Origin of the sequence: Weizmannia acidilactici (assembly GCF_008974225.1) — a bacterium.
Lineage (GTDB): Bacteria > Bacillota > Bacilli > Bacillales > Bacillaceae_C > Weizmannia > Weizmannia acidilactici.
The window spans coordinates 129,314-156,304 of the sequence record NZ_BKZR01000001.1 but is presented as its reverse complement, the minus strand read 5'-3'; the positions used below and the strand labels follow the sequence as shown (position 1 = coordinate 156,304).

Annotated in this window: 32 protein-coding genes, 1 pseudogene and 1 riboswitch; of the genes and pseudogenes, 8 read left to right on the top strand and 25 right to left on the bottom strand. The window is 46.6% G+C overall.

Annotation, left to right across the window (positions count from 1 at the left end):
• Positions 1-44: 44 nt before the first annotated feature.
• Positions 45-602 carry a YpmS family protein gene (locus GBH70_RS00780; RefSeq protein WP_151679234.1) on the bottom strand — a complete coding sequence of 186 codons (558 nt, stop codon included), beginning with the start codon at positions 600-602 and terminating at the stop codon, positions 45-47.
• A 43-nt stretch (positions 603-645) separates the two neighbouring features.
• On the bottom strand, positions 646-1,419 hold the full coding sequence (locus GBH70_RS00775) for an SGNH/GDSL hydrolase family protein (RefSeq protein ID WP_151679233.1): 774 nt from the start codon (positions 1,417-1,419) through the stop codon (positions 646-648).
• Positions 1,420-1,617: 198 nt separating this feature from the next.
• Between GBH70_RS00775 and trhA the strand changes: the two genes are divergently transcribed.
• Positions 1,618-2,256, top strand: a complete 639-nt coding sequence (gene trhA, locus GBH70_RS00770; protein WP_151679232.1) for a PAQR family membrane homeostasis protein TrhA — start codon at positions 1,618-1,620, stop codon at positions 2,254-2,256.
• 43 nt (positions 2,257-2,299) lie between these two features.
• On the opposite strand, the gene GBH70_RS00765 is transcribed toward trhA, so the two are convergent.
• The 10 genes from GBH70_RS00765 to mntR all read right to left on the bottom strand — a co-directional run bounded on the left by GBH70_RS00765 (position 2,300) and on the right by mntR (position 11,645).
• Positions 2,300-2,788: a dihydrofolate reductase gene (locus GBH70_RS00765; protein WP_151679231.1), complete on the bottom strand. Its 489-nt coding sequence runs from the start codon at positions 2,786-2,788 to the stop codon at positions 2,300-2,302.
• A complete protein-coding gene (locus tag GBH70_RS00760; RefSeq protein ID WP_151679230.1) occupies positions 2,785-3,579 on the bottom strand; it encodes a thymidylate synthase in 795 nt (264 codons plus the stop codon). Before GBH70_RS00760 ends, GBH70_RS00765 begins: the two co-directional genes overlap by 4 nt.
• A gap of 33 nt (positions 3,580-3,612) precedes the next feature.
• Positions 3,613-4,218, bottom strand: coding sequence for a YpjP family protein (locus GBH70_RS00755; protein ID WP_151679229.1), 606 nt, complete (start codon positions 4,216-4,218; stop codon positions 3,613-3,615).
• Positions 4,219-4,361: 143 nt separating this feature from the next.
• Positions 4,362-4,796, bottom strand: a complete 435-nt coding sequence (locus GBH70_RS00750) for a BrxA/BrxB family bacilliredoxin (RefSeq protein ID WP_151679228.1) — start codon at positions 4,794-4,796, stop codon at positions 4,362-4,364.
• A 22-nt stretch (positions 4,797-4,818) separates the two neighbouring features.
• Complete coding sequence (locus GBH70_RS00745; RefSeq protein WP_151679227.1) at positions 4,819-5,943, bottom strand: conserved virulence factor C family protein; 1,125 nt, start codon at positions 5,941-5,943, stop codon at positions 4,819-4,821.
• 63 nt (positions 5,944-6,006) lie between these two features.
• Entirely contained in the window at positions 6,007-7,896 is a 1,890-nt protein-coding gene (locus tag GBH70_RS00740; RefSeq protein ID WP_151679226.1) for an ABC-F family ATP-binding cassette domain-containing protein, read from the bottom strand.
• The gene (locus tag GBH70_RS00735; protein WP_151679225.1) at positions 7,893-8,543 is read right to left on the bottom strand and encodes an HD domain-containing protein; all 651 of its coding nucleotides are present in this window, start codon (positions 8,541-8,543) and stop codon (positions 7,893-7,895) included. Before GBH70_RS00735 ends, GBH70_RS00740 begins: the two co-directional genes overlap by 4 nt.
• An 84-nt stretch (positions 8,544-8,627) precedes the next feature.
• Complete coding sequence (locus GBH70_RS00730) at positions 8,628-9,125, bottom strand: hypothetical protein (RefSeq protein WP_151679224.1); 498 nt, start codon at positions 9,123-9,125, stop codon at positions 8,628-8,630.
• Positions 9,126-9,138: 13 nt separating this feature from the next.
• Complete coding sequence (locus GBH70_RS00725; protein ID WP_151679223.1) at positions 9,139-10,824, bottom strand: formate--tetrahydrofolate ligase; 1,686 nt, start codon at positions 10,822-10,824, stop codon at positions 9,139-9,141.
• A 401-nt stretch (positions 10,825-11,225) separates the two neighbouring features.
• Complete coding sequence (mntR, locus tag GBH70_RS00720; RefSeq protein ID WP_151679222.1) at positions 11,226-11,645, bottom strand: transcriptional regulator MntR; 420 nt, start codon at positions 11,643-11,645, stop codon at positions 11,226-11,228.
• Between the two features lie 309 nt (positions 11,646-11,954).
• Between mntR and cspD the strand changes: the two genes are divergently transcribed.
• Entirely contained in the window at positions 11,955-12,158 is a 204-nt protein-coding gene (gene cspD / locus GBH70_RS00715; protein ID WP_013859190.1) for a cold-shock protein CspD, read from the top strand.
• A gap of 66 nt (positions 12,159-12,224) precedes the next feature.
• Here the strand turns inward: cspD and GBH70_RS00710 are convergent, their stop codons facing one another.
• From GBH70_RS00710 to GBH70_RS16585, 3 genes are all read right to left on the bottom strand, one after another.
• The gene (locus GBH70_RS00710) at positions 12,225-12,401 is read right to left on the bottom strand and encodes a zinc-finger domain-containing protein (protein ID WP_151679221.1); all 177 of its coding nucleotides are present in this window, start codon (positions 12,399-12,401) and stop codon (positions 12,225-12,227) included.
• 233 nt (positions 12,402-12,634) lie between these two features.
• On the bottom strand, positions 12,635-12,763 hold the full coding sequence (locus GBH70_RS17475) for a hypothetical protein (protein WP_259370066.1): 129 nt from the start codon (positions 12,761-12,763) through the stop codon (positions 12,635-12,637).
• 14 nt (positions 12,764-12,777) lie between these two features.
• On the bottom strand, positions 12,778-12,918 hold the full coding sequence (locus GBH70_RS16585; RefSeq protein WP_172967562.1) for a hypothetical protein: 141 nt from the start codon (positions 12,916-12,918) through the stop codon (positions 12,778-12,780).
• Positions 12,919-13,233: 315 nt separating this feature from the next.
• Between GBH70_RS16585 and GBH70_RS00705 the strand changes: the two genes are divergently transcribed.
• Complete coding sequence (locus GBH70_RS00705) at positions 13,234-14,157, top strand: DMT family transporter (RefSeq protein ID WP_151679220.1); 924 nt, start codon at positions 13,234-13,236, stop codon at positions 14,155-14,157.
• Here the strand turns inward: GBH70_RS00705 and GBH70_RS00700 are convergent.
• Positions 14,154-14,423 (bottom strand): DUF6123 family protein, encoded by a 270-nt coding sequence (locus GBH70_RS00700; RefSeq protein WP_151679219.1) that lies wholly within the window; start codon positions 14,421-14,423, stop codon positions 14,154-14,156. The two genes, GBH70_RS00705 and GBH70_RS00700, sit on opposite strands and share 4 nt — an antisense overlap.
• A 98-nt stretch (positions 14,424-14,521) precedes the next feature.
• On the opposite strand from GBH70_RS00700, the gene sspL reads away from it, so the two are divergent.
• A complete protein-coding gene (gene sspL, locus GBH70_RS00695; protein ID WP_151679218.1) occupies positions 14,522-14,662 on the top strand; it encodes a small, acid-soluble spore protein L in 141 nt (46 codons plus the stop codon).
• A gap of 145 nt (positions 14,663-14,807) precedes the next feature.
• Here sspL and GBH70_RS00690 read toward each other — a convergent pair whose 3' ends face one another.
• The 5 genes and pseudogenes from GBH70_RS00690 to miaA form a co-directional block, all read right to left on the bottom strand.
• Positions 14,808-15,707: a 5'-3' exonuclease gene (locus GBH70_RS00690; RefSeq protein WP_151679217.1), complete on the bottom strand. Its 900-nt coding sequence runs from the start codon at positions 15,705-15,707 to the stop codon at positions 14,808-14,810.
• A gap of 66 nt (positions 15,708-15,773) precedes the next feature.
• Positions 15,774-17,036 carry a methionine gamma-lyase family protein gene (locus GBH70_RS00685; protein ID WP_151679216.1) on the bottom strand — a complete coding sequence of 421 codons (1,263 nt, stop codon included), beginning with the start codon at positions 17,034-17,036 and terminating at the stop codon, positions 15,774-15,776.
• 252 nt (positions 17,037-17,288) lie between these two features.
• Entirely contained in the window at positions 17,289-18,230 is a 942-nt protein-coding gene (gene spoVK / locus GBH70_RS00680; RefSeq protein ID WP_151679215.1) for a stage V sporulation protein K, read from the bottom strand.
• 285 nt (positions 18,231-18,515) lie between these two features.
• The gene (hfq, locus tag GBH70_RS00675; RefSeq protein ID WP_151679214.1) at positions 18,516-18,743 is read right to left on the bottom strand and encodes an RNA chaperone Hfq; all 228 of its coding nucleotides are present in this window, start codon (positions 18,741-18,743) and stop codon (positions 18,516-18,518) included.
• Positions 18,744-18,770: 27 nt separating this feature from the next.
• A pseudogene (gene miaA, locus GBH70_RS00670) lies at positions 18,771-19,507 on the bottom strand (tRNA (adenosine(37)-N6)-dimethylallyltransferase MiaA); the annotation flags it as partial.
• A gap of 162 nt (positions 19,508-19,669) precedes the next feature.
• Between miaA and GBH70_RS00665 the strand changes: the two are divergent.
• From GBH70_RS00665 to GBH70_RS16570, 4 genes are all read left to right on the top strand, one after another.
• Positions 19,670-20,290, top strand: a complete 621-nt coding sequence (locus GBH70_RS00665) for a hypothetical protein (protein ID WP_151679213.1) — start codon at positions 19,670-19,672, stop codon at positions 20,288-20,290.
• 178 nt (positions 20,291-20,468) lie between these two features.
• The gene (locus tag GBH70_RS16575) at positions 20,469-20,645 is read left to right on the top strand and encodes a hypothetical protein (protein ID WP_172967425.1); all 177 of its coding nucleotides are present in this window, start codon (positions 20,469-20,471) and stop codon (positions 20,643-20,645) included.
• A 106-nt stretch (positions 20,646-20,751) separates the two neighbouring features.
• A complete protein-coding gene (locus GBH70_RS00660; RefSeq protein ID WP_151679212.1) occupies positions 20,752-20,961 on the top strand; it encodes an aspartyl-phosphate phosphatase Spo0E family protein in 210 nt (69 codons plus the stop codon).
• Positions 20,962-21,037: 76 nt separating this feature from the next.
• Complete coding sequence (locus tag GBH70_RS16570) at positions 21,038-21,175, top strand: hypothetical protein (RefSeq protein ID WP_172968264.1); 138 nt, start codon at positions 21,038-21,040, stop codon at positions 21,173-21,175.
• A gap of 30 nt (positions 21,176-21,205) precedes the next feature.
• On the opposite strand, the gene GBH70_RS00655 is transcribed toward GBH70_RS16570, so the two are convergent.
• The 4 genes from GBH70_RS00655 to GBH70_RS00640 all read right to left on the bottom strand — a co-directional run bounded on the left by GBH70_RS00655 (position 21,206) and on the right by GBH70_RS00640 (position 26,892).
• Positions 21,206-21,415 carry a Fur-regulated basic protein FbpA gene (locus GBH70_RS00655; RefSeq protein WP_151679211.1) on the bottom strand — a complete coding sequence of 70 codons (210 nt, stop codon included), beginning with the start codon at positions 21,413-21,415 and terminating at the stop codon, positions 21,206-21,208.
• Between the two features lie 80 nt (positions 21,416-21,495).
• A riboswitch (SAM riboswitch) is annotated at positions 21,496-21,598 on the bottom strand.
• A gap of 103 nt (positions 21,599-21,701) precedes the next feature.
• On the bottom strand, positions 21,702-23,603 hold the full coding sequence (gene mutL / locus GBH70_RS00650; protein WP_151679210.1) for a DNA mismatch repair endonuclease MutL: 1,902 nt from the start codon (positions 23,601-23,603) through the stop codon (positions 21,702-21,704).
• Between the two features lie 15 nt (positions 23,604-23,618).
• Positions 23,619-26,216, bottom strand: coding sequence for a DNA mismatch repair protein MutS (gene mutS / locus GBH70_RS00645; protein WP_151679209.1), 2,598 nt, complete (start codon positions 26,214-26,216; stop codon positions 23,619-23,621).
• A gap of 136 nt (positions 26,217-26,352) precedes the next feature.
• Entirely contained in the window at positions 26,353-26,892 is a 540-nt protein-coding gene (locus GBH70_RS00640; RefSeq protein ID WP_151679208.1) for an outer spore coat protein CotE, read from the bottom strand.
• Positions 26,893-26,991 lie beyond the last annotated feature (99 nt).

The window sequence follows — 26,991 nt, the reverse complement described above, 5'->3', positions numbered from 1 at the left end:
GTAAATGGCCGGCTGTGCATTTTTTGCAAGCCGGCCTTTGGCTGTTATTTTGGAAAACTAAGCGTAAACGATATATCGTTGTTCTTTAAATCAAATTTGTCGGCTTTGATCCGGGCATCATTCTCCAATTCCATCTTTTGCAATTGGATATATACCAATTTTTCACTTGGCTTGATAATCACCCATTCCGGCAGTTTGTACGTTGTTTTCACAAATTTTAAAATATATGATACCGGCAGATGAATGGAACCGAGGGATACGGATTTCTGTTTTAAAACCAAATCCCCGTTTTTTAAAGCTTCCGGCTCAAAAGTCATCGTATATCCCAGTTTTTCGGAAAACACGCTGACCGTTCCGTAAAAAACAACTTCATTATCCAGAAACACTTTTTCTTTCATCTTTTTTTCCTGCAAAAAACGGTTGACCAGCGCCGTTAAGTCAGCTTTATCCGTTTCTACATGGAAGTCGACTGTTTTGCCGGGCCTTGGCTGTTTCGGCACATGTCCGTCCGGCACAAAAAGGAAAAATGCCAGCAAAACGGCTATTGCCGCCACCGCGGCAGCCAGCGCAAAAAAGGCGGTTTTCCATGGATTTTTTTTCATTCCATATCAATCCTTTAATCCTGTACTGTTTTACAGCAGGTTCTTATTTTGGTATGCCCAAAAAATTGCCTTTCAGCAAATAATGGTAAATCCTTTTGGACATCAGTTTATAACCTTGATCATTCGGATGGAAATGGTCGTCGTAAAGAAGATCCTCTTCCTTGCGGTCAAAAATATCCGAAACCGGAATAAATATCGTGTTTTTATATTTTCCTGCCACCTTTTTGCTTGCCGCATTCCAATCCGCTAAAATATCATCAACTTCTTTAATATCCGAAAACCATTTGGAAAAAGGATTATAAATGCCGACAAGCGCAATTTTTACGTTCGGGTTGATTTTGCGGATCTGCCGGAAAATTTCATTCAAACGCTGCTCATATCCGGGGATCGCAATCTGGAATGCCTGTTTATTCAAGTTGGGGATGTTTTCGCGGAAAACTTTCATAATATCATTTCCGCCAATGGTTATAATAACAGCATCGGATTCCCGGATGGACTTTTGGATATTTTTATCCTGAAGCCGGGCCAGCAGCTGGTCTGTCCGGTTCCCTTTTACGCCGTAGTTTGTAATGGTGGTTTTTTTTACCCCTTTCAGGCCATCGAGCTCATTTTTCAAATAATACGTGTAACCGCCGCGCCCTTTGCTGTCCCCAACTCCCTCTGTCAAGGAATCGCCGATCGAAACAATGCGTACGGGAACCGGCACCACCTTTTTTTCACCACTTGCCGGTTTGAATAAAAGGTTATGAATGCCGATTGAACATCCCGACATAGCGAGGGACACAGCGGCAATAAGAGGAATGAACCATTTTTTCACTTTTGACACCACTTTTATTAGACTTCTGTTTTCGCAATGCTTCCATTATATCATGAAAAAAATGCACCGGGTGTTGATTTGTGCTCAAATTTTGCAGCCGGTTTTTCCTGAAAAGGGGCCATCACCGTTTCCATTGCACATCTTTTACCCTGGCACTATAATAAGAAGAAGTACGCACTTGAAGGTGGGATATTTATTTTGGCAACTTCAACATACTCACACAGTTGGAAACAGGAACTCGCCAATGCGATTACGCACGGCATCGGATTTTTGCTCAGCATTCCGGCAATGGTCATGCTGATTATGTTTGCCGCGCAGAAAAACAGCCCGCTTTATATGGCAAGTTTCCTTGTTTTCGGCATTTCCATGCTGCTCCTTTACTTGTTTTCGACTTTACTCCACAGCTTTTATTGGACAAAAATCAAAACATTTTTGGCGATTTTGGATCATTCCGCCATATTCCTGCTTATTGCGGGCACATACACCCCAATCGTGCTGATTACCCTGCACGGAACTTTGGGCTGGATCTTGTTTTCCATCGTGTGGAGCATGGCTGTGATCGGCATTGCCGGCAAATGTTTTCTCATCCACCGCTTTAAACTTTTATCCACGATTCTTTACTTGATGATGGGCTGGTTTGTCATCATCGCCATTAAGCCTCTGTACACCGGCTTGTCCGCTACAGGATTCTGGCTCCTGCTCACGGGCGGCATCTGCTACTCTGTCGGAGCCGTGTTTTACACTTGGAAAAACCTTCCTTATTCCCATGCGGTTTGGCATTTGTTCGTCATCGCCGGCAGCGCATTTATGTATTTCTGTATTTTATTTTACGTTTAGTATTTCCGCAGTGAAAAAACCATGGAGCCAGCCTCCATGGTTTTTAAGGTTTGCGTACAAACACTTGGAATTCGTAGTCGTACGGGTTGTTTTCATCTTTTACCCCTTTTGTGCAGGAAACCATTTCCCATTCGTCCCAGTTCATGGGCGGAAAATATGTATCACCTTCTATATCCGCATATATTTTTGTGCGGTACAGCTTGCCGGCCTCTTCCAGCAGAAGTGCAAAAATTTCGGCGCCGCCCGTCACAAAAATTTCACTGTTGTGCGTATCTGCCCATTTCAAGAGGCCTGCCTTTCCTGAAACAACAACGCATCCTTCCGCTTTAAAATCCGGATCCCTCGTCATGATGATATTCGTCCTCCCGGGAAGCGGCCTGCCGATAGATTCAAATGTCCTTCTTCCCATGACAACAGGGTGCCCCATCGTCAGTTTTTTAAAATACTTGAGGTCTTCAGGAAGATGCCACGGCAGGCGGTTGTTTTTCCCAATTACGCCTTTCTCATCTTCCGCCCATAAAAACGAGATCATACGCTCACCACTCCCGGAATATGCGGATGCGGACGATAATCTTTTAACGTAAAATCTTCATATTTGAAATCAAAAATATCTTTCACTTCAGGATTCAACACCATTTTCGGCAGCTTCCGCGGCTTGCGCGTCAGCTGCAGTTTTACCTGCTCGATATGATTCAAGTAAATATGGGCATCGCCGAGCGTATGCACAAACTCCCCGGGTTTAACCCCGCAAACCTGCGCGATCATCATTGTCAGCAGCGCATAAGAAGCAATGTTAAAAGGCACGCCGAGAAAAATATCGGCAGAACGCTGGTAAAGCTGGCAGGACAGTTTGCCGTTTGAAACATAAAACTGGAATAAACAATGGCATGGCGGAAGCGCCATCTCATCGATTTCCCCGACATTCCATGCATTGACAATTAACCGCCTCGAATTTGGGTTGTGTTTGATCTGGTCAATTACTTGGGCAATCTGGTCTATCGTCCTCCCGTCGCGTGTTTTCCACGACCGCCACTGCTCCCCGTAAACAGGGCCCAAATCGCCGTTTTCATCCGCCCATTCATTCCAAATGCGGACACCGTTTTCCTGCAAATATTTTACGTTCGTGTCCCCTTTCAGCATCCAGAGAAGTTCATAAATGATGGATTTCAAGTGCAGCTTTTTTGTCGTCAAAAGCGGAAAACCATCCTGCAGATTAAATCGCATCTGGTAACCGAAAATGCTGATCGTCCCGGTACCGGTGCGGTCTTCTTTCTTCACGCCGTTTTCAAGTACATTCCGGCAAAGATCCAAATATTGCTTCATAATTTGATTCCACCCTTTTTAAACATTCAAATATTATACTTTCATCCATTGCGGCGGCATGTTTTTATCCCAATAAATCGTGCCAAGATGGCGGTGCGTTTGGAAATTGTCGAAGGCGACATGGTAGTGGAAGTTGAAATAGTATCCGTCACCGGGCGGATGTTCGCGCCGTACGTGGAAGCGAATCACATCTTCTTTTGTTTCTGTATTGTATATATGGAAAATTTTTTCACCGGTGCCGGCGCTCGGCTGGTCCGAAACCGCTAAAAGAGGCAGTTTTTCCTGGGGATAATTGCGTACAGTTTCTGCAATCGCCGTTTCAATATTCGGCAATATCACTGCACAAAATTCATCTTCAATCACCGGCCTGATTTTCGCCCCGAATTTCCGGTAAGCCTGCTCTTCCGCTTCATCTAAAAATTCGCTGACCAACTGGCTGCTATATTCTTCATCGGTAAGTTTCCGTTCCGTAACAGCATTCGAGCGACTTGATAGATTGGCGGCTGTTTCCGTGCTTCCCTGCTCAATATTATTGTCGGCCTTGTATAAATAGTTCCAAATGGCATGGGAAGGAGGCACCAAACCAAATGTTAAAACAGAAACAAGGACCACAGCCGATTTTTTCAGCCACTTTTTCATCATTTTCCCCTCCCTCAGCCTTAAGATTCCGATATGAATTTATTATATAATATTTAATTGGCACTTGCATTAAGCAGGTGCAGAAAAAAGCAGACCCCTTTGCGCATGCCGGGGATGCCGCACAGAAAGAGGCCTGCTTTTTTTCAGCAGTACTGCCTGAAAGCCGTATGCAGATTTTCAATGATTTCTTCCACTTCATGCCCTTCGATATCGCTTCTCGGGATAAAATGGACGACTTCTTTCCCTTGAAGGAGCGCAACAGACGGGGAAGAAGGCTCAATACCGGTAAAATATTCGCGCATTTTTGCCGTTGCTTCTTTATCCTGCCCTGCAAAAACGGTCACCAAATGGGCCGGTTTCTTTTCGGATGTCCGGATTGCTTCCACAATTGCCGGGCGCGCCAGGCCGGCTGCACAACCGCAAACGGAGTTCACGACAACCAAAGTCGTGCCCTCTGCCTTTTCCATATATGTTTCCACTTCTTCCAAGGTGCGCAGTTCTGTAAAACCGTTGCTTGTCAGTTCTTCCCTCATCGGCGCGATCAACGCCTTCATGTATTCTTCATATGCCATCGACATCTTTCATTTTCCTCCTTTATCTTTAAGATTGGGACTGCCTTGCTTCCGTCATTTGCTTCCAGACCGAACCTTTTGCTTTCTCACCTTTTGTAATCCTTTCGATCGCCATTTTGACCTGGAGCCTGACCTCAAATTCAGGGTCATTCTCGGCTTCTCTTAAAGCAGGCAGGACCGTTTCATCGCCTTCTTCATACAAAAACATCGCGGCACGCCAGCGGACGATTTTGCTGCTGTCTTTTAACGCTTTTGCCATCTCATCGCACGCTTCTTTAAAGCCGAGGTCGCTTAAGGCATCCCCCGCAGTCCGCCGAACGCTTGCATTTGCATCGTGCAGGCCTCGGTACAATAGCGGCAGCACTTTTTTGTCTTTCACCATGCCCAAATAAACGACGGCTAGCCTTCTGATCGATGGTTTTTCATCCGAAAGAGCTTTTTTAAGCACCGGGAGATCAGAAAGTTCCGGATCTTCCATTTCTTCAAGCAGCCGGTATCTCTCCCTCCAGTCATCCGTTTCAAGCATATCGGATGTCAATTTCAGCCGTTTTTTGGCCCCGGGCTGCGGCGCCTGATGCTTCGCCTCATTGACAAGCCTGTCAAGCTTTTCTTTCGGGTAAGCGGCAATGATTTCTTCCGTGACATCACGGCCGATCTCGTCAAGATCTCCGTAACGTATGCCAAAATCTTTCCATTTCCGCAGGAAGACATAATTTTCGCCTTCAAGCTGTGCAGCTGCGAGCGCCTCGGCAAAATAAGCCGGGAGCCCGAAACGTTTTTCCTGTTCGCCGTCGGTACATTTCACTTGGATGGGAATGCCCTTAAACATTTGCACGACTACCTGGATTTCGCCGTAATGTTCATTAACAAGCGCACCGCTTCCGCTTTCCCCCTCCGTTTCTCCGAAAACTTCGCGCACTTTCGGCAGTATATCCTGCCAGTCAGTTTTCCCGTTCCGCTCCACCGCAAGAAAATCGGCGACATGGTAAACGCCCTTGACGCCGTCAATATTTAAAATTTCGCGGATCAACGGGGGCACGCCTTCTTCCTGCCCTTTTTTATAATTGTTGCGGGAGCCGTCTGGGAGCTCCTCAGTCAAAATGACTTTCATCGTATTCGGGCTCGGCGTCGGTTCGATCGCTTTAATTTTCATGTCCACACCGCCTTTCCCAATCAATCTACTAGCATTTTACCATATTTACGGTGGATACACGAATTAGATGTTTCCATCCTGCAGCTCTGACAGGTAGCTCCAGCGTTCAATCAAATATTCCAGCTTTTCATTTTCAGCTTCAAGCGCCTTCATCATTTCCTGCGCTTTCACAAAGTCCGACCCCGCTTTTTCAAGTTCTGCGTTTAAAGCAGCAATTTTTTGCTCGCACGCTTCAATCTTCCCGTCAAGTTCTTCCCATTCCCGCTGTTCTTTGTACGAAAGTTTTTTTCGTTTTGTTTCCTTTTTCGGCTGCGGGCCGGGATGCTCTTTCAGCTTTGCTTCCGGTTTTTGCACGTCAAGTGTACTTTCAAGGTAATCGCTGTAAGAACCGAAAAACCGGCTGATTTTTCCGCTTCTTTCAAAAATGAGCAGCTGCTCTGCCGTTTTATCCAAAAAATAGCGGTCATGCGAAACGGAAATGACAACGCCCGGAAACTGCTCAAAATAGTCCTCAAGAACGGTCAGCGTCTCGGTATCCAGATCATTTGTCGGTTCGTCCAAAAGCAGCACATTGGGGTGTGTCATCAACAATTTCAGCAAATACAGCCTGCGTTTCTCGCCGCCTGAAAGCTTCCGGATCGGAGTGCCGTGCGTGTGCATGCCGAAAAGGAATTTTTCAAGCATCTGCGCAGCGGAAATCGTTTCCCCGTCTTTTGTCGTTACCGCGTCACCGGCTTCGCGGATATACTCAATCATCCGCTTGTTTTCATCCATATCAGACGTTTCCTGCCGGTAATATGCAATTTTTACGGTTTGCCCGGTTACGAGTTCCCCGCTGTCAAGCGGAACCACCCCTGCCAAAATATTCATCAGCGTCGATTTTCCGCTTCCGTTTTTCCCTGTGATCCCGATCCGGTCGCCCGGTTTGACAAGCAGATTGAAATCTTTAAGAATCGCCTCATTTTCGAACGCTTTATAAGCATGCTTCAGTTCAAAAACCTGCTTGCCTAGCCGGCTTCCGGCAAGCGCCATATCCACTTCATTTTGCTGTGGAACTTTACCAAGGTTCGATTCAAGTTCTTCAAAGCGCTGGATCCTCGCTTTTTGTTTAGTCGAGCGCGCTTTTGCCCCGCGCCTTATCCAGGCGAGTTCACGACGGTATAAGTTTTTCAGCTTTTCTTCCTGCAGCTGCATTTCTTCTTCCCGCCGCGCTTTAGCTTCAATAAAATCCTGATAATTTCCTCTATAGCTGTAAAGTTTCCCACGGTCGAGCTCGAAAATCCGGTTTGCCGTCCGATCCAGGAAATACCGGTCGTGCGTCACAAATAAAACGGAATAGGGGTATTTCGCGATAAACTCTTCCAGCCACTTCACCGCCGGATAATCGAGATGGTTGGTTGGTTCGTCCAAAATGAGCAGATCAGGCGTTTCAATCAGCACCTGGGCAAGGGCTGCCCGCTTTTTCTGACCGCCTGATAAGCTCGAAATTTTCTTTTCAAAATCGCGGATACCGAGTTTCGAAAGGATCGCTTGCGCATTGGCGCCCGCTTCCCAAGCGCTATGAGCATCCATTTCTTTTTGCAGCCGGAACAGTTTTTCCTGTAAGACAGCATTTCCCGGATCCTTTTGCATTTCAATCAGCGCCTCTTCATACGATTGCAAAAGCGCCATCAAAGGGGATCCGCTATGATACACCTGTTCAAGCACCGTTAAATCGGGCTGAAGCTCGGGATCCTGTGGCAAATAACCGATCGTGTAATCATTCGGGCGCGTCAAATCCCCGAGGTCTGCATCGTCATGCCCGGCAATGATTTTTAAAAGGCTCGATTTTCCCGACCCATTGACACCGACAAGGCCGATCCGTTCCTGCTCCCCGATACGGAAAGACAGATGGTCAAACAGCACTTTATCTCCGTATGATTTTGAAAGCCCTTCGACTGATAACATTTTCATTGTCCAACATTCCATTCTTTATAAAAATGCTGTAAAAACTGCTTCATAAACCGGTGGCGCTCCTCCGCAAGGCTTTTGGCCGTTTCGGTATGGAGCCTGTCTTTTAGAAGCAATAGTTTTTCATAGAAATGATGGATCGACGATGTTTTCCCGTTCCGGTATTCTACAACCGTCATCGCGCTTCTGACAGGAAGAGCCGGTTCATAGAGCGGCTGGCCCTTTTTCCCGCCGTATGCGAATGCGCGGGCAATTCCGATGGCGCCGATCGCATCAAGGCGGTCGGCATCCCGGACAGCCATCGCTTCAAAACTTGTCAGTTCCGCTTCGTTTCCACCTTTAAAAGAAATGGAAAAAACGATCTCGGCGATATGTTTTTTTGTCTCCTCCACTAGCGGAAGCCCGCCCAAAAAACGGTGCAGTATTTCTTCACCTTCTTTTTTGCCGGCATGCATTTTTTCATCAGGGATATCGTGCAAAAGGGCGGCCGCTTCAATGATAAACCGGTCCCCTTTTCCTTCTTTTTCCGCAATATATAATGCGAGCCGGCGGACGCGGTCAATATGGTGCCAGTCGTGCCCGGAAGCATCCCCGCTGTGGAAAGTGCGGGCAAACTGTTCAATATGTATTAAAATTGAATTTCCTTGCATATGCGCTCCTTTCTTCGTGCTTTTTATTTTACCATGTTTTTATCTGGCGAATAAAAAAGCTGCACGGTGCAGGGTGCAGCTTTTTTACGGGCTGGATTTCAAATGGTGCAAAGTTTTGACGGCATGGTGGAGCATTTCCAGCAAATCATCCATCAGATCTTCCGTAATCAGCCGGTTAAAATCAATGATGACTTCTTCTGACGTGCCGGAGAATGATGAATAAACGGACCTTTCTTCAAAATGGCGGCCACCCCACAGCGAGCGGATGATGCTTTTATAGGCGTCAGATTTTTTCGTGTTTTGCCACGAAAAAGTAATCCAGGCATAAGCACCTGCTCCATTCCCGGAAAACCCGTCCAAAATTTCCGCCGCCAGCTGTGCAAACGGTGCAAAAAGCCGGACCGTTGCGCTTGCCTCCCTCCAGGCGGGAAGCGTAAGCGTAATCCTATAGTCCCGCGACATCCCGGCCAAATCGACGATATCGTTCCGCCCGATAATGGCTGCTTCCCCGCTTAAATCGAGGTCATAAGCCGCCCCTTCAAAAACCGTCTTCATATTTTCAAAAGCAGTGGGGTCAAACATCGCTTTTCCCCCATTAAAAGAGTCCGATTGCCCTGCCGTTTTCATCGACATCCATCTGGTAAGCAGCCGGCTCTATCGGCAGCCCGGGCATCGTCAATACGTCCCCCGTTAAAGCAACAATAAAGCCGGCGCCAAGCTTCGGCACAAGCTCGCGGACATGGATGGCAAAATCAACCGGGCGCCCGGTTTTTTTCGGGTCATCGGACAAAGAATACTGCGTTTTAGCGATGCAAACCGGGAGATGCCCCCAGCCGAAGCGTTTAAAATCTTCCATTTGCCTGAGCGCTTTCGTTGAAAATTCCACACCTGTTCCGCCGTATACTTTCCGGACAATCGTTTCGATTTTTTCTTCAATGGTTGACTCAAGCGGATAAATCGGACGGAAATTGTTCCGTTGTTTTGCGGCTTCAAGCAATTTGTTTGCAAGGTCGATTCCTCCAGCGCTCCCTTTTTCCCACACTTCCGTAAGCGATACCGGGATGTCCCGTTCGCTGCACCAATTTTTTAAAACCGCAATTTCCGCTTCTGTATCTGAAGCAAACCGGTTGATCGCCACAACAAACGGAAGCCCGAATGCCACAATCGTTTCCACATGTTTTTGCAGATTTAAAAGGCCTGCTTGAAGCGCAGCAGTATTTTCAACCGCCAACTCTTCTTTGCGTACACCGCCGTGCATTTTTAAAGCACGGATCGTGGCAACAATCACGACGCCGTCCGGTTTAAGGCCGGCTGTCCTTGCCTTTATATCAAGAAATTTTTCCGCGCCGAGGTCCGCACCGAATCCTGCCTCTGTCACAACATAGTCCGCCAGTTTTAATGCCGTCTTTGTCGCCATTACGCTGTTGCAGCCGTGTGCGATATTGGCAAACGGGCCGCCGTGGACGATCGCCGGCGTATGTTCAATCGTCTGGACAAGATTCGGTTTCAGGGCATCTTTTAATAAAAGTGCAATTGCCCCTTCCACGCCGAGGTCGCCGACGGTAACAGGTTTTTTTTCGTAATTATAGGCAACCACGATTTTGGCAATCCGCTGTTTTAAGTCATTCAGATCTTCCGCAAGGCATAAGACCGCCATCAGTTCAGAAGCAACTGTGATGTCAAACCCGTCTTCGCGCGGAACACCGTTGCCTGGTCCGCCAAGCCCGACAACAACATGGCGGAGCGCCCGGTCGTTTAAATCAACAGCCCGTTTCCAGACGACGCGGCGCGGGTCAATCTGCAGAAAATTCCCCTGGTGGATATGGTTATCAAGCAGCGCGGAAATCGCATTATTGGCAGCCGTGAGCGCATGAAAATCGCCTGTAAAATGAAGATTGATATCTTCCATCGGCACGACCTGGGCATAGCCTCCGCCGGTTGCGCCCCCTTTCAGTCCCATGACCGGACCGAGCGAAGGTTCCCTTAGAGCAATCACCGTTTTGTGCCCGAGCCTTTTCAGGGCATCCCCGAGGCCGATCGTCACCGTCGATTTTCCTTCGCCGGCCGGTGTCGGATTAATGGACGTGACGAGAAAAAGCTTTCCGTCTTTTTTTGTTTTTAACGCATTGATTTTATCGTATGTAATTTTTGCTTTGTATTTTCCGTAATACTCAAGATCATCTTCTTCAAGCTGCAAGTTTTTCGCGACGTCTTTGATGGGTTTTAGCACTGCATGCTGTGCGATTTCAATGTCAGTCTTTCCGGTTGAATGGCTTGGCAATGTCAGATCCCTCACTTTGTCAAAATCAGCATACACTTTTTATCATACATGGCTATTGATGCAATTGCACCTATAAAATGAATTTTTTTACCATAAAAAACACGAAATGTTCGGATTTTCGCCAAGGTTTCGGCCGGATTTCAGAGAATTCGCGGAACTGCTCCGGGAAAAGCAGGCAGGGCGAGGCGTCCCAGATTGGTACGCAAAAATTGAAGCATTGCAAAAAAGAAAAATACAGTTGGGAATAAAATGGATCAGGGAGGGAATTTCAGGGCGGAGTATATGGTTGCGACGTTTTTGATAAAAGCATAGGTTACTGGTGCAGCCATTGTATAATGTCCATACCCGCCTGCAAATGTACGGGATGCAGACGGGATAGACAGAAAAACAGCCCGGGAAGCTTAATCTCCGTTTTGGGCCTGCAGCCGGTTCAGCGCATCAATCCTGCTCGGGTCCTCCTCAAAATACTGCACCAAATCCCCGATGCGGTCAATGGAATTCCAGCTTAAGTGGTGTTCAATACCTTCCACATCTTTATATATATTGTCTTCGTCCACCCCGATGATCCGCAAAAACTGCTCAAGCAAATGGTGGCGGTCGACAAGCCTCTTTCCGATTTTTTTGCCTTTTGGGGTGAGGACTAAACCACGGTATTTTTCGTAAACAAGGTAATCATCTTTATCAAGCTTCTGTACCATTTTTGTCACAGAAGAGGGATGGACGGAAAGCGCTTCGGCAATATCGGAAACACGCGCATATCCTTTGCTTTCAATTAAAATAAAAATTTGTTCAATGTAGTCTTCCATACTAGGTGTCGGCATCCCCGGGCCCCCATTCTCACTGCTATTTATTGTATGCTTTTCCCATACAATACCATCAGTTTACTATAATCGCGGACGATATACAAGAAATCGTTTGACCACGGGTAAGTTTTAAACCGCTTGCAAATTTAAGAATTCACAACCATTTTCCATAATTTTGATTGTCTAAATCTTGACTCCAGATGCCGGTTGGAGTATATTTATTATAACATTAAACAAGTGATTTCATCGACCTTGATGGCGGTTTTTCATCTGTTTAATGCAACATTTTTTGGCACGAATGTGCTTTTGATTTAGGAGGATTAAGAAATGCAAAACGGTAAAGTAAAATGGTTCAATAACGAGAAAGGCTATGGTTTTATCGAAGTTGAAGGCGGAGACGACGTTTTCGTTCACTTCACCGCTATTCAAGGCGAAGGGTTCAAAACATTGGAAGAAGGCCAAGCAGTTTCTTTCGATATTGTTGAAGGCAACCGCGGGCCGCAAGCTGCGAATGTAACGAAACTCTCATAATGATAGAATGCAATAAGGCTGGCCGTCCGCGTCAGCCTTTTATTTCATTCTCGATTGTGAAAGGGATCACGATAATTGATCCCCGTATTTTTTCAACTGCTCACCGACTGTGCATTGGCGGATGCAAAACTGGTGGGCATATTTTTTTCCGCGCGTTTTCCTGAAATGGGATTTTATGAAACAGCCTTTGCAATACGTATTCAAAATCTCATCCACTTCCCGGACCAGTTGTTTCCTTTCCATTTGAACCTACCTTTCTGCTAACCCAGTATATACGAAAAAATTTTTCCCGTAAATAAATTTCTCTGGTCGTTCCAATTTAACATGACTGTGGATGAACGTGCCGTTTAATGCCTGGCCCGCCAGTTTATTCGCTTCTTTATTTTTGTTTTCTCGGAACCGGTTCATATTCCGGCTTGATGCCAAGTTTTTTAGCGAGCGCTTTAATTTTGTCCAGCCACCTGTTGTGAGCTTCGTCATAACAGTTCCCAGACCAATTGCATCAGCACGCCTTGAACGTCACCCCTTACGGCAACAGGATGCGTTTTACGGATAGTAATATAAAGCGCCGCGTATTTCGCTTCGCTGTTCGGTTTCAGCTCCAATATCCGTTTTTCCCTCACATGGTACATTTTTCATCATACACAGCAACCCCAATCCCTGCACGGTTTGTTGTTTGATCAAACCTGCCGTCAAAATAGATGGTGACATTCCCCGTTTTCATTTTGATTTCTTTTTTCAACTTTTGCGGCCCATCCATTCCCTATCTCATCGTGGACGGCCAAAGCGCCTGTCTTGCAGTTTTTTTGAATTTCCAAAATAATGCTTTTGATCGTTTCCCCGTCTGCCCATTCCGACTCAAACAGGAGCACCGGCCCGTTACGCGGCCTGTATTGCCAAATGCTCTTAAAAATTCATATCACCACTCTTTCTCCATTACTTACGCGCATTCCTATTGTCATGCCCTATATAAATGATTATAGTTAAATTATGCCGAAAATTGCATCTTTATAAACAAAAATGAACAAAAAACCAAATGATACATAGTGCTAAAACCATTTAGGGGGTATAAGCATTGAATAAAAAAAGATTTTCCGAAATTGCACTTTTATTTGTCGCCTTTGTATGGGGATCAACATTTGTGGTCGTACAAGATGCCATCCAATCGCTGCCGCCGTTTATCTTTAATGCCGTCCGCTTTGGGCTCGCCGGCCTGTTTTTGCTCGCCGTATCCTTTTGGAAAGGGGCAGGCGGAAAAGGAAGTGTTGGCAAATCGGTTGCAGCCGGCGCCATTTTGGGATGCTGCCTGTTTATCGGATATACGTTCCAAACGGTCGGCCTGTTGTACACGACCCCGGCAAAAGCGGGTTTTATAACCGGGCTAAGCGTTGTGATGGTTCCGCTGTTATCCGTTTTTTTTCTCAAAAAACGGCCGGGGGCCTTGTCAGCAGCGGGATCCGTATTTGCCGGCTGCGGCCTTTATTTATTGGCTGCCAAAGATGCGTCAGGGCTGTCTGCGGGTGACTTGCTTGTATTGATATGTGCCGTCGGGTTTGCTTTTCATATCATCATCACCGACCGGTTTGCCCAACAAATATCACCTTTGCTTGCTACAACCGTTCAGTTGCTGGTGGTTTCGGCATTCAGCTGGATCGGAGCCATCTTTTTCGAAAACTGGAAAGCCGCGCTCGTACCCCGTACCCTGTTCAGCCCGAAAACCGTTTTTGCGTTGTTTGTGACTGCATTTTTAGCGACAGCCGCAGCCTTTTTTATCCAGACGGCCGCCCAGCGCTATACTTCCCCGACAAGGGTTGCGCTCATTTTAACCATGGAACCGGTTTTCGCTGCTCTGACTTCATTTTTTTGGGTACACGAACGGCTTACCCCTTTGGCTGAATTTGGCTGCCTGTTCATTTTTGCAGGCATGGTGCTTGCGGAGCTGCCGAACGTTTTCAAGACGAAAAAAGCGCTGCTTGCCGGAAGCAAAGGAAAAAGTTAAATTTTTTCAAGAAGCCCGAACCTTTCAATACAGGCATAGGCTTCTTTTTTTGTCCCCACTTTATGCTGTTTAAATGTTTCAAGCAATGAAATATAAAAACTGCCGTCAAATGCTTTCTGCACCTTCAGCGTGATTTCGACCGCCGCTTCGGCAACCGCATCAGGCGCGTTCGCGTACTGTTTGCCGAAATAAATGAAATGGATGGCATCGTTTTGAAACTTAAATCCTTTACCCTTTAAAAATAAAAGATATTCCCCTAAAGACATCTGTTTTTCCTCCATTGCATTTATCGAACATTTTTTGTTAGCCGGCGTGGTGAAAACTTACCCTAAAAGTTGGGCATCCTAATGCTTGGGGTGATAAGATGGTAAAGAAAAATAACCTGAACCTCGGAAAAACGGCAAATTCCGTAACACCGCAGGGCATTGCGCAAGATGCGGGTTTCGCTCCGGACCCGAAAACGCAGCTTGAAAACCGTGCAAAAAAGTCGAATACGAGAATTTAAGGGCACTTTTTGTACGGAAAAACAGCGTTCAGGATTTGAATGCTGTTTTTCCTTCAGTTTTATTGCCGCATATTGTTCATAATAAGCGAAATCCATACGCGGCAAATTCTACGGCTACCAGCATCAATACGCACAGGACTGCCTTTTAAGAAATTAAGCTCGTATTCATTCCGGCGGTAATCAAATGGCGTTTCACCGTTTTCAGTTCAAGTTCATCAATCAGTTGCATAAACGTTTCCGGGATCCGGCCGAACCGTGCTTCTTCCAAGGAAAACGCCACCGGCACATTGCAATGGATTTCAGCAAGTTTCCGGGAAAGATGCAGCATATCGAGATCTGCTTCAATTTTTTTACGCTGCGATGTCGTAAGGTCCCCGAGATGTTCCAAAATACCGCCAACACTGCCATATTGGCCAATCAGTTTGAACGCCGTTTTTTCGCCGATCCCTTTTACACCTGGATAACCATCGCTCATATCGCCCATCAGCGCCTTTACATCAATAAACTGGCGCGGCGTCACCCCATACTCTGCGGTAAAAGCGTCTTTTGTATAACTTTTATAATTTCCATACCCTTTTTGAAGAAGATGGACTTCGATATGGTCGTCAAGCAACTGCAACATATCGCGATCGCCGGTTAAGATCGATACATCAGCGTCTTCCTGGAACCGCTTCGCAAGTGTACCGAGGCAGTCATCCGCTTCATACCCGCTCACGCCGACATTCGGTATTTCGAAAGCTTCCACCGTTTCTTTCGCAATGTCAAATTGCGGAATCATCTCAACAGGCGGCGCTTCCCGGTTCGCCTTATAGCCGCCGAACATCTCATTCCGGAATGTTTTACTCCCCATATCCCAGCAGACCGCAACATGCGTCGGCTTTTTATTTTCAAAAGCGAGCAGCAAATGGCGCAGGAAACCCTGCACACCGTTTGTCGGCATACCCTTTGAATTTACCATATACTGACCGGTTACCGCCGTGGCATAAAAAGCGCGGAAAAGAAGCGCCATCCCGTCTATTAAAAGCAAACGCGGCCTTTCATCCATATGATCACCTCTTATGACGTCATTTTTTATTATAACATGCTGGAACCCTGCGGCATTGGAAAAATGCTAGACGAGATTGTGCTCCATCATCCGGTCCAACGCCAGCAATACGGCCATTTTGACATGCGCATATGTCAGCCCTCCCTGCACATAAGCGGTATACGGCGGGCGGAGCGGACCGTCGGCGGACAATTCAATGCTTGCCCCCTGGATAAACGTGCCGGCCGCCATAATTACATCGTCCTCATAACCCGGCATATAACTCGGATACGGCGTCACATACGAATTGACCGGTGAGGCGGATTGGACAGCCTGGCAGAATGCCACCATTTTATCCGGATCCCCGAATTCGACAGACTGGATGAGATCTGTCCGGCGCGCATTCCATTTCGGATGGGTATTCATCCCAAATTTTTCGAGCATCGCCGAAGTAAACACCGCGCCTTTTAACGCCTCAGCGACGACATGCGGCGCCAAAAAGAATCCCTGGTACATTTCCAGCAGGCTGTACAGCGACGCACCTGCTTCACGGCCGATGCCGGGGGAAGTCATCCGATAGCTACAGGCATCGACCCACTTTTTCTTCCCGACAATATAGCCGCCGGTTTTGGCGAGCCCGCCGCCCGGGTTTTTGATAAGCGAACCGGCCAACAGATCGGCGCCGACATGGCATGGCTCTTTTTCTTCCACAAATTCGCCGTAACAGTTGTCGACAAACACGATAACATCCGGCTTGATTTCTTTCACAAAACGGACCATCTCCCCGATTTCACCCACGGAAAATGACGGCCTCGTTGCATATCCTTTTGAACGCTGGATGGCGACCATTTTTGTATTCGGGTTGATCGCTTTTTTCACCGCTTCAAAATCGACATTGTCGCCTTCTTTTAAGTTTACATAATTAAATATTATGTTAAACTCTTTCAGCGAGCCGCTTCCATTGCCGCGTATGCCTGTAATTTCATCCAGCGTATCATAAGGTTTTCCTGTTATGTATAACAGTTCATCCCCCGGGCGGAGGATACCGAAAAGCGCAATGGTAATCGCATGCGTGCCGGAAATGATCTGCGGGCGGACAAGACCGGCTTCCGCGCCGAATACATCGGCATAAATTTCTTCCAGCGTATCCCTGCCGATGTCATCATAGCCGTATCCGGTTGACGGGTAAAAATGCGTATCGCTGACCCGGTGCTTTTGAAAACTTTGCAGAACCCGGAACTGGTTTGTTTCCGCCCGCCTTTCGATCGCTTCGTGGACCGGCCGTATTTGTCGTTCGACTTCTTCCGCAACCGGCTGGAGTTTCGCGCCGTGTTTTAAATACTGAAACATATTGTACACCTTTCTATTTTTATATTGTTCCAACGCACCCAAAACCGGGTGCCCCGGGAGCACATAACCACTGCATTGGTATGTCTCTGCTTCTTCCTTAAAAATAAGCTCCCTTAAGATTGTATCACTTTTTAAAACAGACAGCAGCTTTCCTTCTTTCGAACGGGCCCGCTGCTTCTATGGTGATCAACAGTAACCGCCAATACAGCAAAAAAGGCACCATGCAGCAAGCCGCAGGTGGCGCCCGGTATGTCAGTCCGGAAAAACGAGGTCGCTGCTGCGGAGCGTCATCAACTCATGGCGGTCATATGTGGCCTGCATCAAAAGCCGCATGGCCTGGGCCCGCACCGATTTTTCAATGACGTTCCGGACATACCGCCCGTTAGAGAAACTGGCCGGGTTGCTCGTTGTTTTGACAAAAGCAAGATGGTCGCGAAGCTTTCTCTCCGCATCAATGCTGAGCGTATACTCTTTTTCTTTCAGCATTCTTTTCCCGATATCCATTAATTCATCAACCGTATAGTCGGGGAAATTGAACACGATCGGAAACCGCGAATGGAGCCCCGGATTCAAGCTTAAAAAATAGTCCATTTCATTCGAATAGCCGGCCAAAATTAAAATAAATTCATGCTGCTTGTCTTCCATATGTTTTACAAGAGTGTCGATTGCTTCTTTGCCAAAGTCCTTTTCACCGCCGCGTCCGAGTGAGTAGGCTTCATCTATAAATAAAATGCCGCCGATTGCTTTTTTGATCAAATCCCTCGTTTTTTGCGCCGTATGGCCGATATATTCCCCGACAAGGTCTGCCCTTTCTGCTTCAATCAAATGCCCCTTTGACAGCACATTCATTTTATGGAATAATTTCCCGATTAAACGGGCAACAGTCGTTTTCCCTGTACCGGGGTTACCTTTAAACATCATGTGTAATGCCTGTTTGCCCGTCTTTAACCCTGCCGCTTCCCTTTTTTTGTTAATGTAGATCCAGGCATAAACTTCCTTCACCATTTTCTTGATCTCTTCCATCCCCACCAGTGCGCCTAGCTCATCTTCGATTTCTTTTAAAATTTCGTGTTCCGCTGATAAATCCTTTTTGGTTATTTCTTTTTTCGGCTGGGGAATCACGGCCTCCCTTTGGCCCGCATTCAGGACAATATTAATTTGACCATTATTTTTCATACGAATCGGTTGATCCATAACCGCCACCTCGCAATCTACACACAATATACGCGAATTGGGCCGGGAGTGTGACAAATGCCCAAGTGCAGGAAATATTTGCAAAACCGCCCAGGTATACCCTGTTTTTCCCGAAGAGTATGGATCCAGAAGCAAAAACAGAGATTGGGGGTTTACGGGGGATTTTGTCGGTTTTTGCGCTTTCCCAAGAAATAAATCATCTGTACCAGTTTATGCACATAATAAGCAAAACAGTACGCGGGGCATATTAAAAATGCCCGGCGGCCGCCGGGCAATTATTTCCATTTATTCTTCAAAATTGATCTGAACATTTTTTTGCGGCTGGAACGTAGAAATGGCGTGTTTAAAAACAAGCTGCTGCTTGCCGTCCGTCTCAATCAGAACCGTAAAATTATCAAATCCTTTTACCTGGCCACGAAGCTGGAACCCATTCATCAAAAAGACCGTAACAACGGTACCGTCTTTCCGCAATTGATTCAAATACTGGTCCTGAATATTGATGGCCTTGTTCATCTCGCATCCTCCTCCTCTTTCTCTCCATTATAAACTATTCGATTTTATTTGTAGCTTTCCTGCTATAAAAGCGGAAATTTCTTCAAACTTTTTTCCTTTTCGGCCTCGTTTGTTATATCAAACCATTCAATCTCCATTTTGTTGCGGAACCAGGTAAGCTGCCTTTTCGCAAAACGCCGCGTATTTTGTTTTAACCGGGCTATCGCCTCATCAAGGGTTATGAGCCCATCAAAATAATCATACAGCTCTTTGTAGCCGATCGCCTGGATTGACTGGGCACCGCGCAAATGTTGGCCAGCAATTTTTCCACTTCGGCTATTAATCCCTGTTCAATCATTTTATCGACCCGTTGATTAATGCGCGCGTACAATTTTTCCCTTTCCAGTGTGAGGCCGACCAAAGCGGCATCATACAACATCTCCTCTTTTTGCTCCTTGCGGTATTCATGCATCATTTTGCCGGAAAAATGGTATATTTCCAGCGCCCAGATCACTCTTCTTACATTGTGCGGATGGATCTTGCCGGCGGTTTCCGGATCGAGTTCTTCCAGCATCTTGTAGAGCATCCCGGCCCCTTCCCGCTCCGCCAGTAATTCCAGCTCCCTGCGGTATTTAGCGTCGCCGGAAATGTCCGAAAAACGATAATCATATAAAACCGATTGTATGTAAAGCCCAGTGCCGCCGACAATCATGGGCAATTTGCCCCGGGATGCAATTTCGATAAATTTTTCCCCGCACCAATTGCTGAAACTCGGCAACCGAAAAGGGAACATCCCTTTCTTTATCCTACCATAAAGCATTCAAACAGAACATTTATATATTTTCCCCTTCTGAATAAATTTTATTCATTTCCTTCCAGCGGTCATAGAAAGCAGGGGAAAGGGAAAACTATTCAGGCATAAATTAAAAAAAGGAGGGTATTTTTAGATGAATAGAAAACAAACATGGACAGGCTTGACCGCTATTTTGATATTGGCATTTTTTGCCGTACCTTCCGCATACGCCCAGCACGGCGGAAAGCCTTACACCCATCACCAAATGGCGCCGGTTCAAAATATGCAGAAATGGTTGCAGGAGGGATACACCAAAAAAGAGGTTTACCATGCCGCCTTCATCGCCGAACATAGCGGCAAAAAAATGGAGGCAGTCCTGCAATACTATAAAAAACACAAATCATGGAAAGAAACCGCTACACACTTCGGCGTGGACGTTGGAAAAATCCGGGCCGAACACCATGAGGCAAAAGAACATTTTTATGCGGCAAACAAAGAAAACATCATCCGGTATCTAGCCCAGTATAACGGAAGAAGCCGGGCAGATATTGAAAAATATGCTCGGCGTGAAGAAGACCGCCACTTTCTTATTCTAGCATCGGCGTTGGCCAAGCTGGGGCATAAAAATCTGGATACAGTCATGAAGATGCACCGCAGCGGGAATGATCCACAAGAAATCATCGAAAGCTTAAAAGTGGACCGGCATGCGCTATTTAAAGAAGTGAGGAGCATACACGAGGCCATTCAAGGAACCTCCACAAGACCGCCCAATTAAACAAGCTGCAGCAGCCTTTTCGGGTTGCGGCTGTTAATGCTGGAAAAAGTGCCCCAAAATGGTGCCGTCCAAACTTTTTTGTAAAAATTCCCATAATACAAAAATCCTGCTTCACATTTGGTCCATTTATACTATATAATAAGGGTTGATCACAAATGATAGGCAGGTATTATGATAGATGGTCAAAGAGGAAGAAACCTTATTATTCATTATTGAATTGGGGCGCCTTCTGGATGATTACCGGAAATGCCCATATGAAAGCGTAAAAAAGAGTATTTATGAAGATATTCTTTTGATTGGGTGCGTCATCCATCCCGATCATGACGAAATTCCTCTCGGCCGATCCGAAGAATAGCCTCTTTCCAATCCGCAAACATTCTCCAAAACGGATCTGATTGTCCCGCTCCGTGAAAATTTTTGCTTAATTGTTTCCCCCCATATTTCCGGAAAGGAACGTTTGTATGCCAAAAAACAACCGTAAACCAAACCAAAAAACTTCTAATTTGTCCCGCAACATCAACATAATCCGGAAAAAGATGATGCAATTTGCCGTGCAAAAAGGTTTTAACCACCCGGAAACCATCCGCCAGAGCCAGCTCCTGGACAAGCTCATTTATGAATACCAGCTGTACATGCTCCAAAAAGGCAAAGATGCTTCGTTCTCCGATTAAAACGTCTCCATTTCCGCCGGATATTTCCCGTTTTTACGGCAACACTATGGGCAGCTGAATGAAAGGAGGCGAGATTGTGAAAAAGGGCATAAATGGTTCAACCCGCGTTCTTATTATAAAATCCGCGGGAAATACCTTGGAGGAAAAAGGAATTTCCGAAACGCACAGGCAGCTCAATGCCGCCTATTTTGAAATGGAACGGTTGACCGCCTAAGGGAACAGGATTTAAAATGACCTTTCCGGTTTATTTTTTCCGTTTCCAATGGATCGATTCCCAGCCGCTGTGGGGATGCACCTGCGATTGGATATGCCGGTATTCCTGTTCAAGTTCGTGAAGCGTGAGTTCAAACAGGTGCTTCCCTCCTTTTTTATAAATATGGAAGGCAATCAGCCGGTCAATCAGTTCATTCCTCCTTTTTTCAGCTGCCAATTCCCTGTCTTTTATATTGCCCATTTGTATCGCTCCTTTTATTTAAAAATAAAACCCCGCTTCAAAAATAAGAAGAGGGGTTCTTCAAATGGGCATGTCACCTCAACTTATCTTCAAAGCCTCAGGCTTATTGGAATTAGCACCGTGCCGTGCAGGCCGGTTGCTGAGGTTTCATCGGGCCAATCCCTCCACCTCTCTGGATAAGTTAATCGATGTAAATGTATGTTGGTTTTATTATATGCATATTAATCCGATGTGTCAAGTGCGATTTAATATCCTCCCCCAATTTCATAAGGGGATTTTGCTCAAACTACATCACCCTCTTAAACATCTTCTCAAGATCGTAAACCGAGTAATGAATGATAATCGGGCGACCGTGCGGGCATGTGAACGGGTCGGACGACATCCGGAGGGCGTCCAGAAGCGCCTGGATTTCGTCATTGCGCAAGTGCCGGTTTGCCTTAATCGAGCCTTTGCAGCTCATCATGATGGCCGCTTCTTCGCGCAATTTTTTGATATCCACTTTTTTCACCAAAAGGACCTGTTCAATCATTTCTTCAATGACTTCTTTTTCCTCGTTTTTCGGGAACCATGTCGGATGCGAACGGACGATAAAGCTGTTATGCCCGAACGGTTCCAAAAAAACGCCGACTTCTTTCAGCGCATCAAGGTTTTCCTGAATTTTAATCGCCTCGTCCGTCGAGTATTCAAGCGTCAGTGGCACAAGCATATCCTGCAGTTCTTTTTTGACCTCTCCCACTTTTTCGCGGAAATATTCGTATTTGACCCTTTCCTGGGCGGCGTGCTGGTCAATGATGTACAGGCCGTTTTCATTTTGCGCGAAAATATATGTGCCGTGCATCTGGCCGATCGGATACATTGGCGGAACGCGCGGCGCCGGATTCTCAACGGCAATCGTCTGTTCTGCTTCTTTATAATCGAATGCCGTATCCGTTTCCCGGACCGTTTCCGGAAAAACCGGATCCTCTGGCGGCTTTGAAAGCGGAGAAGGAGTTTCCGGACTTTGTCCAGGGTTCGGCATATACAGTTTTTTCATTTCTTGTTCGGGCAGCAAAGCATCTTTATGCGAATAAATCGGAAAACTTGGTTTTACGGGGGCTTCCACATTTTTCGGCCCCTCTTTTTCCGGCAGATGGTCAAGCCGGAATGAAACCTGCTCCTGCTTTGGCTTCTCCGCTGCCCGGATCATGCCGGTAGGGATCAATTCCTGCTTCTTAAATGCGGCTTTGATCGTTTCCGAAATGATTTGGCAAAGCTCTTTTTCTTTGCTGAGACGCACTTCAAGCTTTGCAGGGTGGACATTGGCATCTACGAGAACCGGATCCATTCTCACCGAAAGCAGCGCAATCGGATAACGGCCGATCGGAAGCAGCGTATGGTACCCTTCCAAAATCGCCTTGGCAAGCGGGTAATTTTTTATGAACCGGCCGTTGACCATCGTAGAAATATAATTGCGCGACGCCCTTGTGATTTCCGGAAGGGCAATATAACCGTTGAGTTCAAAATCAAGCGTTTCCGCATGGATTGGAATCATCTTTTTTGCAATATTGACCCCGTAAATGGCAGCGAGCACCTGGCGCACATCGCCGTTTCCATTTGTCTGCAAAAGCATCTTCCCCCCATGGCGGAGGCGGATTGACACTTCCGGATGGGCAAGCGCCAGGCGATTGACGACATCGGTAATATTGCCGAGCTCGGTGTGGATCGATTTCATATATTTTAGCCGTGCCGGGGTGTTGAAAAATAAATCCGTGACTGTCATTTCCGTCCCTTTCCGGCTTGGCGCCGTTTCGTGAGAAAGCCATTTTCCTCCTTCTATTATGGCTTTTATGCCCGGCCCTTCACCGGTTGACGTTACGATTTCCACGCGAGCAACGGACGCAATGCTCGGCAGTGCCTCACCGCGGAAACCAAGCGAACGAATACGGAATAAATCATGCTCGTTTTTAATTTTACTTGTCGCATGGCGCGAAAATGCTAGCTCCACATCATCCGCTTCAATGCCAGTGCCGTTGTCGATGACATGGATTTTCTGGAGGCCGGCTTCTTCCACATCGATTTCAATCACGGTGCTTTGTGCATCAATCGCGTTTTCCACCAACTCCTTGACAACAGATGCTGGCCGTTCCACCACTTCTCCGGCAGCAATCCTGTTGGAAAGCCACTCGTCCAATTGGGCAATTTTCCCCATCGCGGACAACACCACCTATTTTTTTAATTTTTTCTGGATCTCATATAGGGCGTTCATCGCCTGCAGCGGCGTCATTTCAAGCAAATCCAGTTCTTTGATTTGCTGGATCACTTTTCTTTCCTTTAAAACAGGCTCCTTATGCCTGATTTCTTCCGGCTCTTCAAAAAATGACAGCTGGGCCGGCGCTTCATGGGCAGCAGCCGTTTCGCGAGCAGGCAATTGCTTTTCGCCCCCGTCGTGGTTCTCAAATTCATGCAAAATTTTCTCGGCACGCTTGATCACGCCATCCGGTAGGCCGGCCAATTGGGCAACATGGATCCCGTAGCTTTTATCGGCCGGGCCTTCTTTGATTTTATGGAGAAAAACGACTCTTCCGTTTTGCTCCATGGCACTGACATGGATATTTTGCAGTTTGTCCAATTCTTCGGAAAGCGCGGTCAGCTCATGGTAATGGGTGGAGAAAAGCGTTTTTGCCCCGATTTTATCATGGATATATTCGATCATGGCCTGTGCAAGCGCCATACCGTCATATGTAGAGGTTCCGCGGCCTATTTCATCAAATAAAATCAAACTGTTTTTTGTCGCGTGGGCAATGGCATTTTTCGCTTCGAGCATTTCCACCATAAACGTGCTCTGCCCGGAAATTAAATCATCCGCAGCACCAATTCTTGTAAAAATTTGGTCAAAGATCGGCAGTTCCGCTTCGTCAGCCGGCACAAAGCAACCCATTTGCGCGAGGATCACTGTCAACGCAATCTGCCGCATATATGTGCTTTTCCCCGACATATTCGGCCCAGTAATCAAAAGGATTTCACGTCGGCCATCCATCAGGCAGTCGTTCGGCACATAGCTTTGTGAATCGAGCACTTTTTCGACAACCGGGTGGCGGCCGTCTGTGATTTTCAATACGCCGTCTTCACGGAAAACAGGTTTCGTATAATGGCGGTTTTCACTTACGGTTGCAAAACTTTGGAGCACATCAATCATGCTGACCGCTTTGGCAAGGCTTTGCAGGCGCGGAATAAACTCTTTTACGTGTCCGCGAATTTCCGTAAACAGCTCGTATTCAAGATCAATGATCCTTTCTTCCGCCTGCAAAATGAGCGCTTCTTTTTCTTTGAGCTCGGGGGTAATAAACCTTTCGGCGTTTGCAAGCGTCTGCTTACGTTCGTAGCGTCCTTCTTCCAGCAGGTGGAGATTCGCTTTTGTCACCTCAATATAATAGCCGAACACACGGTTGTAACCAACTTTCAGCGACTTAATCCCGGTCCGTTCCCGCTCCTCCTGTTCGAGGCTTGCAATCCACTGCTTGCCGTTTTTGCTCGCGTCCCGGTAACGGTCGAGCTCTTCATCGTAGCCGTCGCGGATCATGCCGCCTTCTTTAACGGAGACAGGGGGATTGTCTGCAATCGCGCGTTCAAGCAGATCTGTCAGTTCCTCGCACGGATCAAGAAGCGAGGCAAGTTTTTCGCTTTCCGCATTCCCTAAGCTTTCAATCAACGCGCGGATACCCGGAACCTGCTGGAGCGAGCATTTTAGCTGAATGAGGTCGCGCGCATTCACATTGCCGAACGCAACCCGGCCGGCAAGCCTTTCCAAATCGTACACTTCTTTCAGCCGTTCCCGGATATCCTGCCTTTCAAAGTAATGGTTGAGGAAGGTTTCAACCATGGCGAGCCGCGCTTCGATTTTTTCACGTTTCAAAAGCGGGCGGTCGATCCATTGCTTTAAAAGGCGTGCGCCCATAGCCGTCATCGTTTCATCAAGCAGCCAAAGGAGTGACCCCTTCTTCCCCTGTGCGCGGATTGTTTCTGTCAGTTCAAGATTGCGCTTTGAGTAATAGTCGATTTTTAAATACTGGCGGACTTCATACACTTCTACCGGCTGCAAATGGTCAAGGCTTCTTTTCTGTGTCCGGTATAAATAGTTTAATAACCTTGTAACAGACAGCCTCAGATTTTCTGTGCCCGCACCGGCCAAAAGCTTTGTAAAATCTTCCTTTTCCGTTGTGTCCGTTTCATATGAAATCGTAATATTCCCGCTGTTCTTCATCAATTTACAAAAATCTTCAGGGAAATCCGGATCAACAACCGCTTCTTTTGCCCCGATCGAATTAAGTTCATTGAAGGTCTCTTCAAATGGGCCATCCAACACCGTTGCGCGGCTCTCGCCTGTCGATAAATCAATATAAGCAAGCGCAAACCCCCCATTTGGGATGGCGGCAATAGACGCGATATAATGATTCTCCTTCTCGGAAAGGGATTTTCCTTCCATCATCGTCCCCGGGGTAATCAGCTGGATCACTTCCCGTTTGATAACCCCTTTTGCCAGTTTCGGGTCTTCCATTTGCTCGCAAATCGCCACTTTATAGCCTTTTCCGACCAGTTGCTCAATATAGGCAGTTGCTGAATGGTACGGTACCCCGCACATCGGGATTCTCTCTTCGCCGCCGCCGTCCCTGCTTGTCAACGTAATTTCTAATTCCTGGGAAGCCTTGATGGCATCTTCGAAAAACATTTCGTAAAAATCGCCGAGGCGGAAAAACAAAAAGGCATCCTGATATTCCGCCTTCACTTGTAAATACTGCTGAATCATTGGGGTATACGCAGCCATTCTTACCAAATTCCTTTCCTGCTTTCAACTTCGTTTATTTCAATACTGTTTATTATAACATATTTGCATGTGTACCTTCATAAATTGAATATACAAGAAAAAACTAGGAGTGCGATGATCTCCTAGTTGAATGCTTTTATTCTTCTTCGCTGCCCACTAAAAAGTCTGGATTCAGTTCTTCAAATTCATCGCCGGATTCTTCTTCCCATTCATCATCGCCGCCGCAGCCGTCCGGATGGATAGCGACACAAACTTTTGTTTCCCCGATCACTTCAACGAGGAATTCTCTTTCAACACTCACAATAATTTTATTCCCGTTTGGCGAAATGACCGCTTCGATGCAATTTGGCTGCTGCAAGACGCTTGCGATGACTTCTTTGTCGTCAAGGCAATCTGGGTCCCGGTAATTTAATTTGACGGTATCGGTGTATTCAACTTTTTCCGTCATCACCGATGTCCGCGTATTATCGTTATGGGAATACCAAATGTTGACATCGTAAGAGCCGCGGATTTCAACTTCTTTATCCACTTTCTTAGCTTCGTACTTATGGTTGATAATCCAGCAGCCTAAAATGCTCGAAGGATGATGCGGCGGGCATATCGTATGGTTGGACTGCGTAAATTTGCGCCCTTTCGCAACAACTGCTTTTGTAATGATTTCTCTATATTCTGCCATTCGAGCGAACCCTCCTCAATTATTTTCAATTCATCCTATGCTTTTACCCAGGCCGGTGTGCCAAACTTTTTTCCTGTCCCGGATATAAAGGTATTTTTA

What these genes read in the sequence shown, in the direction of transcription:
- GBH70_RS00750 (WP_151679228.1), bottom strand. Translation starts at nt 4,796, where the DNA reads ATGTCGATGGCATATGAAGAATACATGAAGGCGTTGATCGCGCCGATG.
- GBH70_RS00730 (WP_151679224.1), bottom strand. Translation starts at nt 9,125, where the DNA reads ATGTTTGACCCCACTGCTTTTGAAAATATGAAGACGGTTTTTGAAGGG.
- GBH70_RS16585 (WP_172967562.1), bottom strand. Translation starts at nt 12,918, where the DNA reads ATGGATGGGCCGCAAAAGTTGAAAAAAGAAATCAAAATGAAAACGGGG.
- mutL (WP_151679210.1), bottom strand. Translation starts at nt 23,603, where the DNA reads ATGGGGAAAATTGCCCAATTGGACGAGTGGCTTTCCAACAGGATTGCT.
- GBH70_RS00655 (WP_151679211.1), bottom strand. Translation starts at nt 21,415, where the DNA reads ATGGGCAATATAAAAGACAGGGAATTGGCAGCTGAAAAAAGGAGGAAT.
- cspD (WP_013859190.1), top strand. Translation starts at nt 11,955, where the DNA reads ATGCAAAACGGTAAAGTAAAATGGTTCAATAACGAGAAAGGCTATGGT.
- GBH70_RS00660 (WP_151679212.1), top strand. Translation starts at nt 20,752, where the DNA reads ATGCCAAAAAACAACCGTAAACCAAACCAAAAAACTTCTAATTTGTCC.
- GBH70_RS16575 (WP_172967425.1), top strand. Translation starts at nt 20,469, where the DNA reads ATGGTCAAAGAGGAAGAAACCTTATTATTCATTATTGAATTGGGGCGC.
- GBH70_RS00760 (WP_151679230.1), bottom strand. Translation starts at nt 3,579, where the DNA reads ATGAAGCAATATTTGGATCTTTGCCGGAATGTACTTGAAAACGGCGTG.
- GBH70_RS00765 (WP_151679231.1), bottom strand. Translation starts at nt 2,788, where the DNA reads ATGATCTCGTTTTTATGGGCGGAAGATGAGAAAGGCGTAATTGGGAAA.
- GBH70_RS00700 (WP_151679219.1), bottom strand. Translation starts at nt 14,423, where the DNA reads ATGTCTTTAGGGGAATATCTTTTATTTTTAAAGGGTAAAGGATTTAAG.
- GBH70_RS00745 (WP_151679227.1), bottom strand. Translation starts at nt 5,943, where the DNA reads ATGAAAATTAAAGCGATCGAACCGACGCCGAGCCCGAATACGATGAAA.
- GBH70_RS00755 (WP_151679229.1), bottom strand. Translation starts at nt 4,218, where the DNA reads ATGAAAAAGTGGCTGAAAAAATCGGCTGTGGTCCTTGTTTCTGTTTTA.
- GBH70_RS00685 (WP_151679216.1), bottom strand. Translation starts at nt 17,036, where the DNA reads ATGTTTCAGTATTTAAAACACGGCGCGAAACTCCAGCCGGTTGCGGAA.
- spoVK (WP_151679215.1), bottom strand. Translation starts at nt 18,230, where the DNA reads ATGGATCAACCGATTCGTATGAAAAATAATGGTCAAATTAATATTGTC.
- GBH70_RS00780 (WP_151679234.1), bottom strand. Translation starts at nt 602, where the DNA reads ATGAAAAAAAATCCATGGAAAACCGCCTTTTTTGCGCTGGCTGCCGCG.
- GBH70_RS00640 (WP_151679208.1), bottom strand. Translation starts at nt 26,892, where the DNA reads ATGGCAGAATATAGAGAAATCATTACAAAAGCAGTTGTTGCGAAAGGG.
- GBH70_RS00740 (WP_151679226.1), bottom strand. Translation starts at nt 7,896, where the DNA reads ATGAAAATGTTATCAGTCGAAGGGCTTTCAAAATCATACGGAGATAAA.
- hfq (WP_151679214.1), bottom strand. Translation starts at nt 18,743, where the DNA reads ATGAACAAGGCCATCAATATTCAGGACCAGTATTTGAATCAATTGCGG.
- GBH70_RS00665 (WP_151679213.1), top strand. Translation starts at nt 19,670, where the DNA reads ATGAATAGAAAACAAACATGGACAGGCTTGACCGCTATTTTGATATTG.
- GBH70_RS00690 (WP_151679217.1), bottom strand. Translation starts at nt 15,707, where the DNA reads ATGGATGAAAGGCCGCGTTTGCTTTTAATAGACGGGATGGCGCTTCTT.
- GBH70_RS00735 (WP_151679225.1), bottom strand. Translation starts at nt 8,543, where the DNA reads ATGCAAGGAAATTCAATTTTAATACATATTGAACAGTTTGCCCGCACT.
- mntR (WP_151679222.1), bottom strand. Translation starts at nt 11,645, where the DNA reads ATGCCGACACCTAGTATGGAAGACTACATTGAACAAATTTTTATTTTA.
- GBH70_RS00710 (WP_151679221.1), bottom strand. Translation starts at nt 12,401, where the DNA reads ATGGAAAGGAAACAACTGGTCCGGGAAGTGGATGAGATTTTGAATACG.
- mutS (WP_151679209.1), bottom strand. Translation starts at nt 26,216, where the DNA reads ATGGCTGCGTATACCCCAATGATTCAGCAGTATTTACAAGTGAAGGCG.
- sspL (WP_151679218.1), top strand. Translation starts at nt 14,522, where the DNA reads ATGGTAAAGAAAAATAACCTGAACCTCGGAAAAACGGCAAATTCCGTA.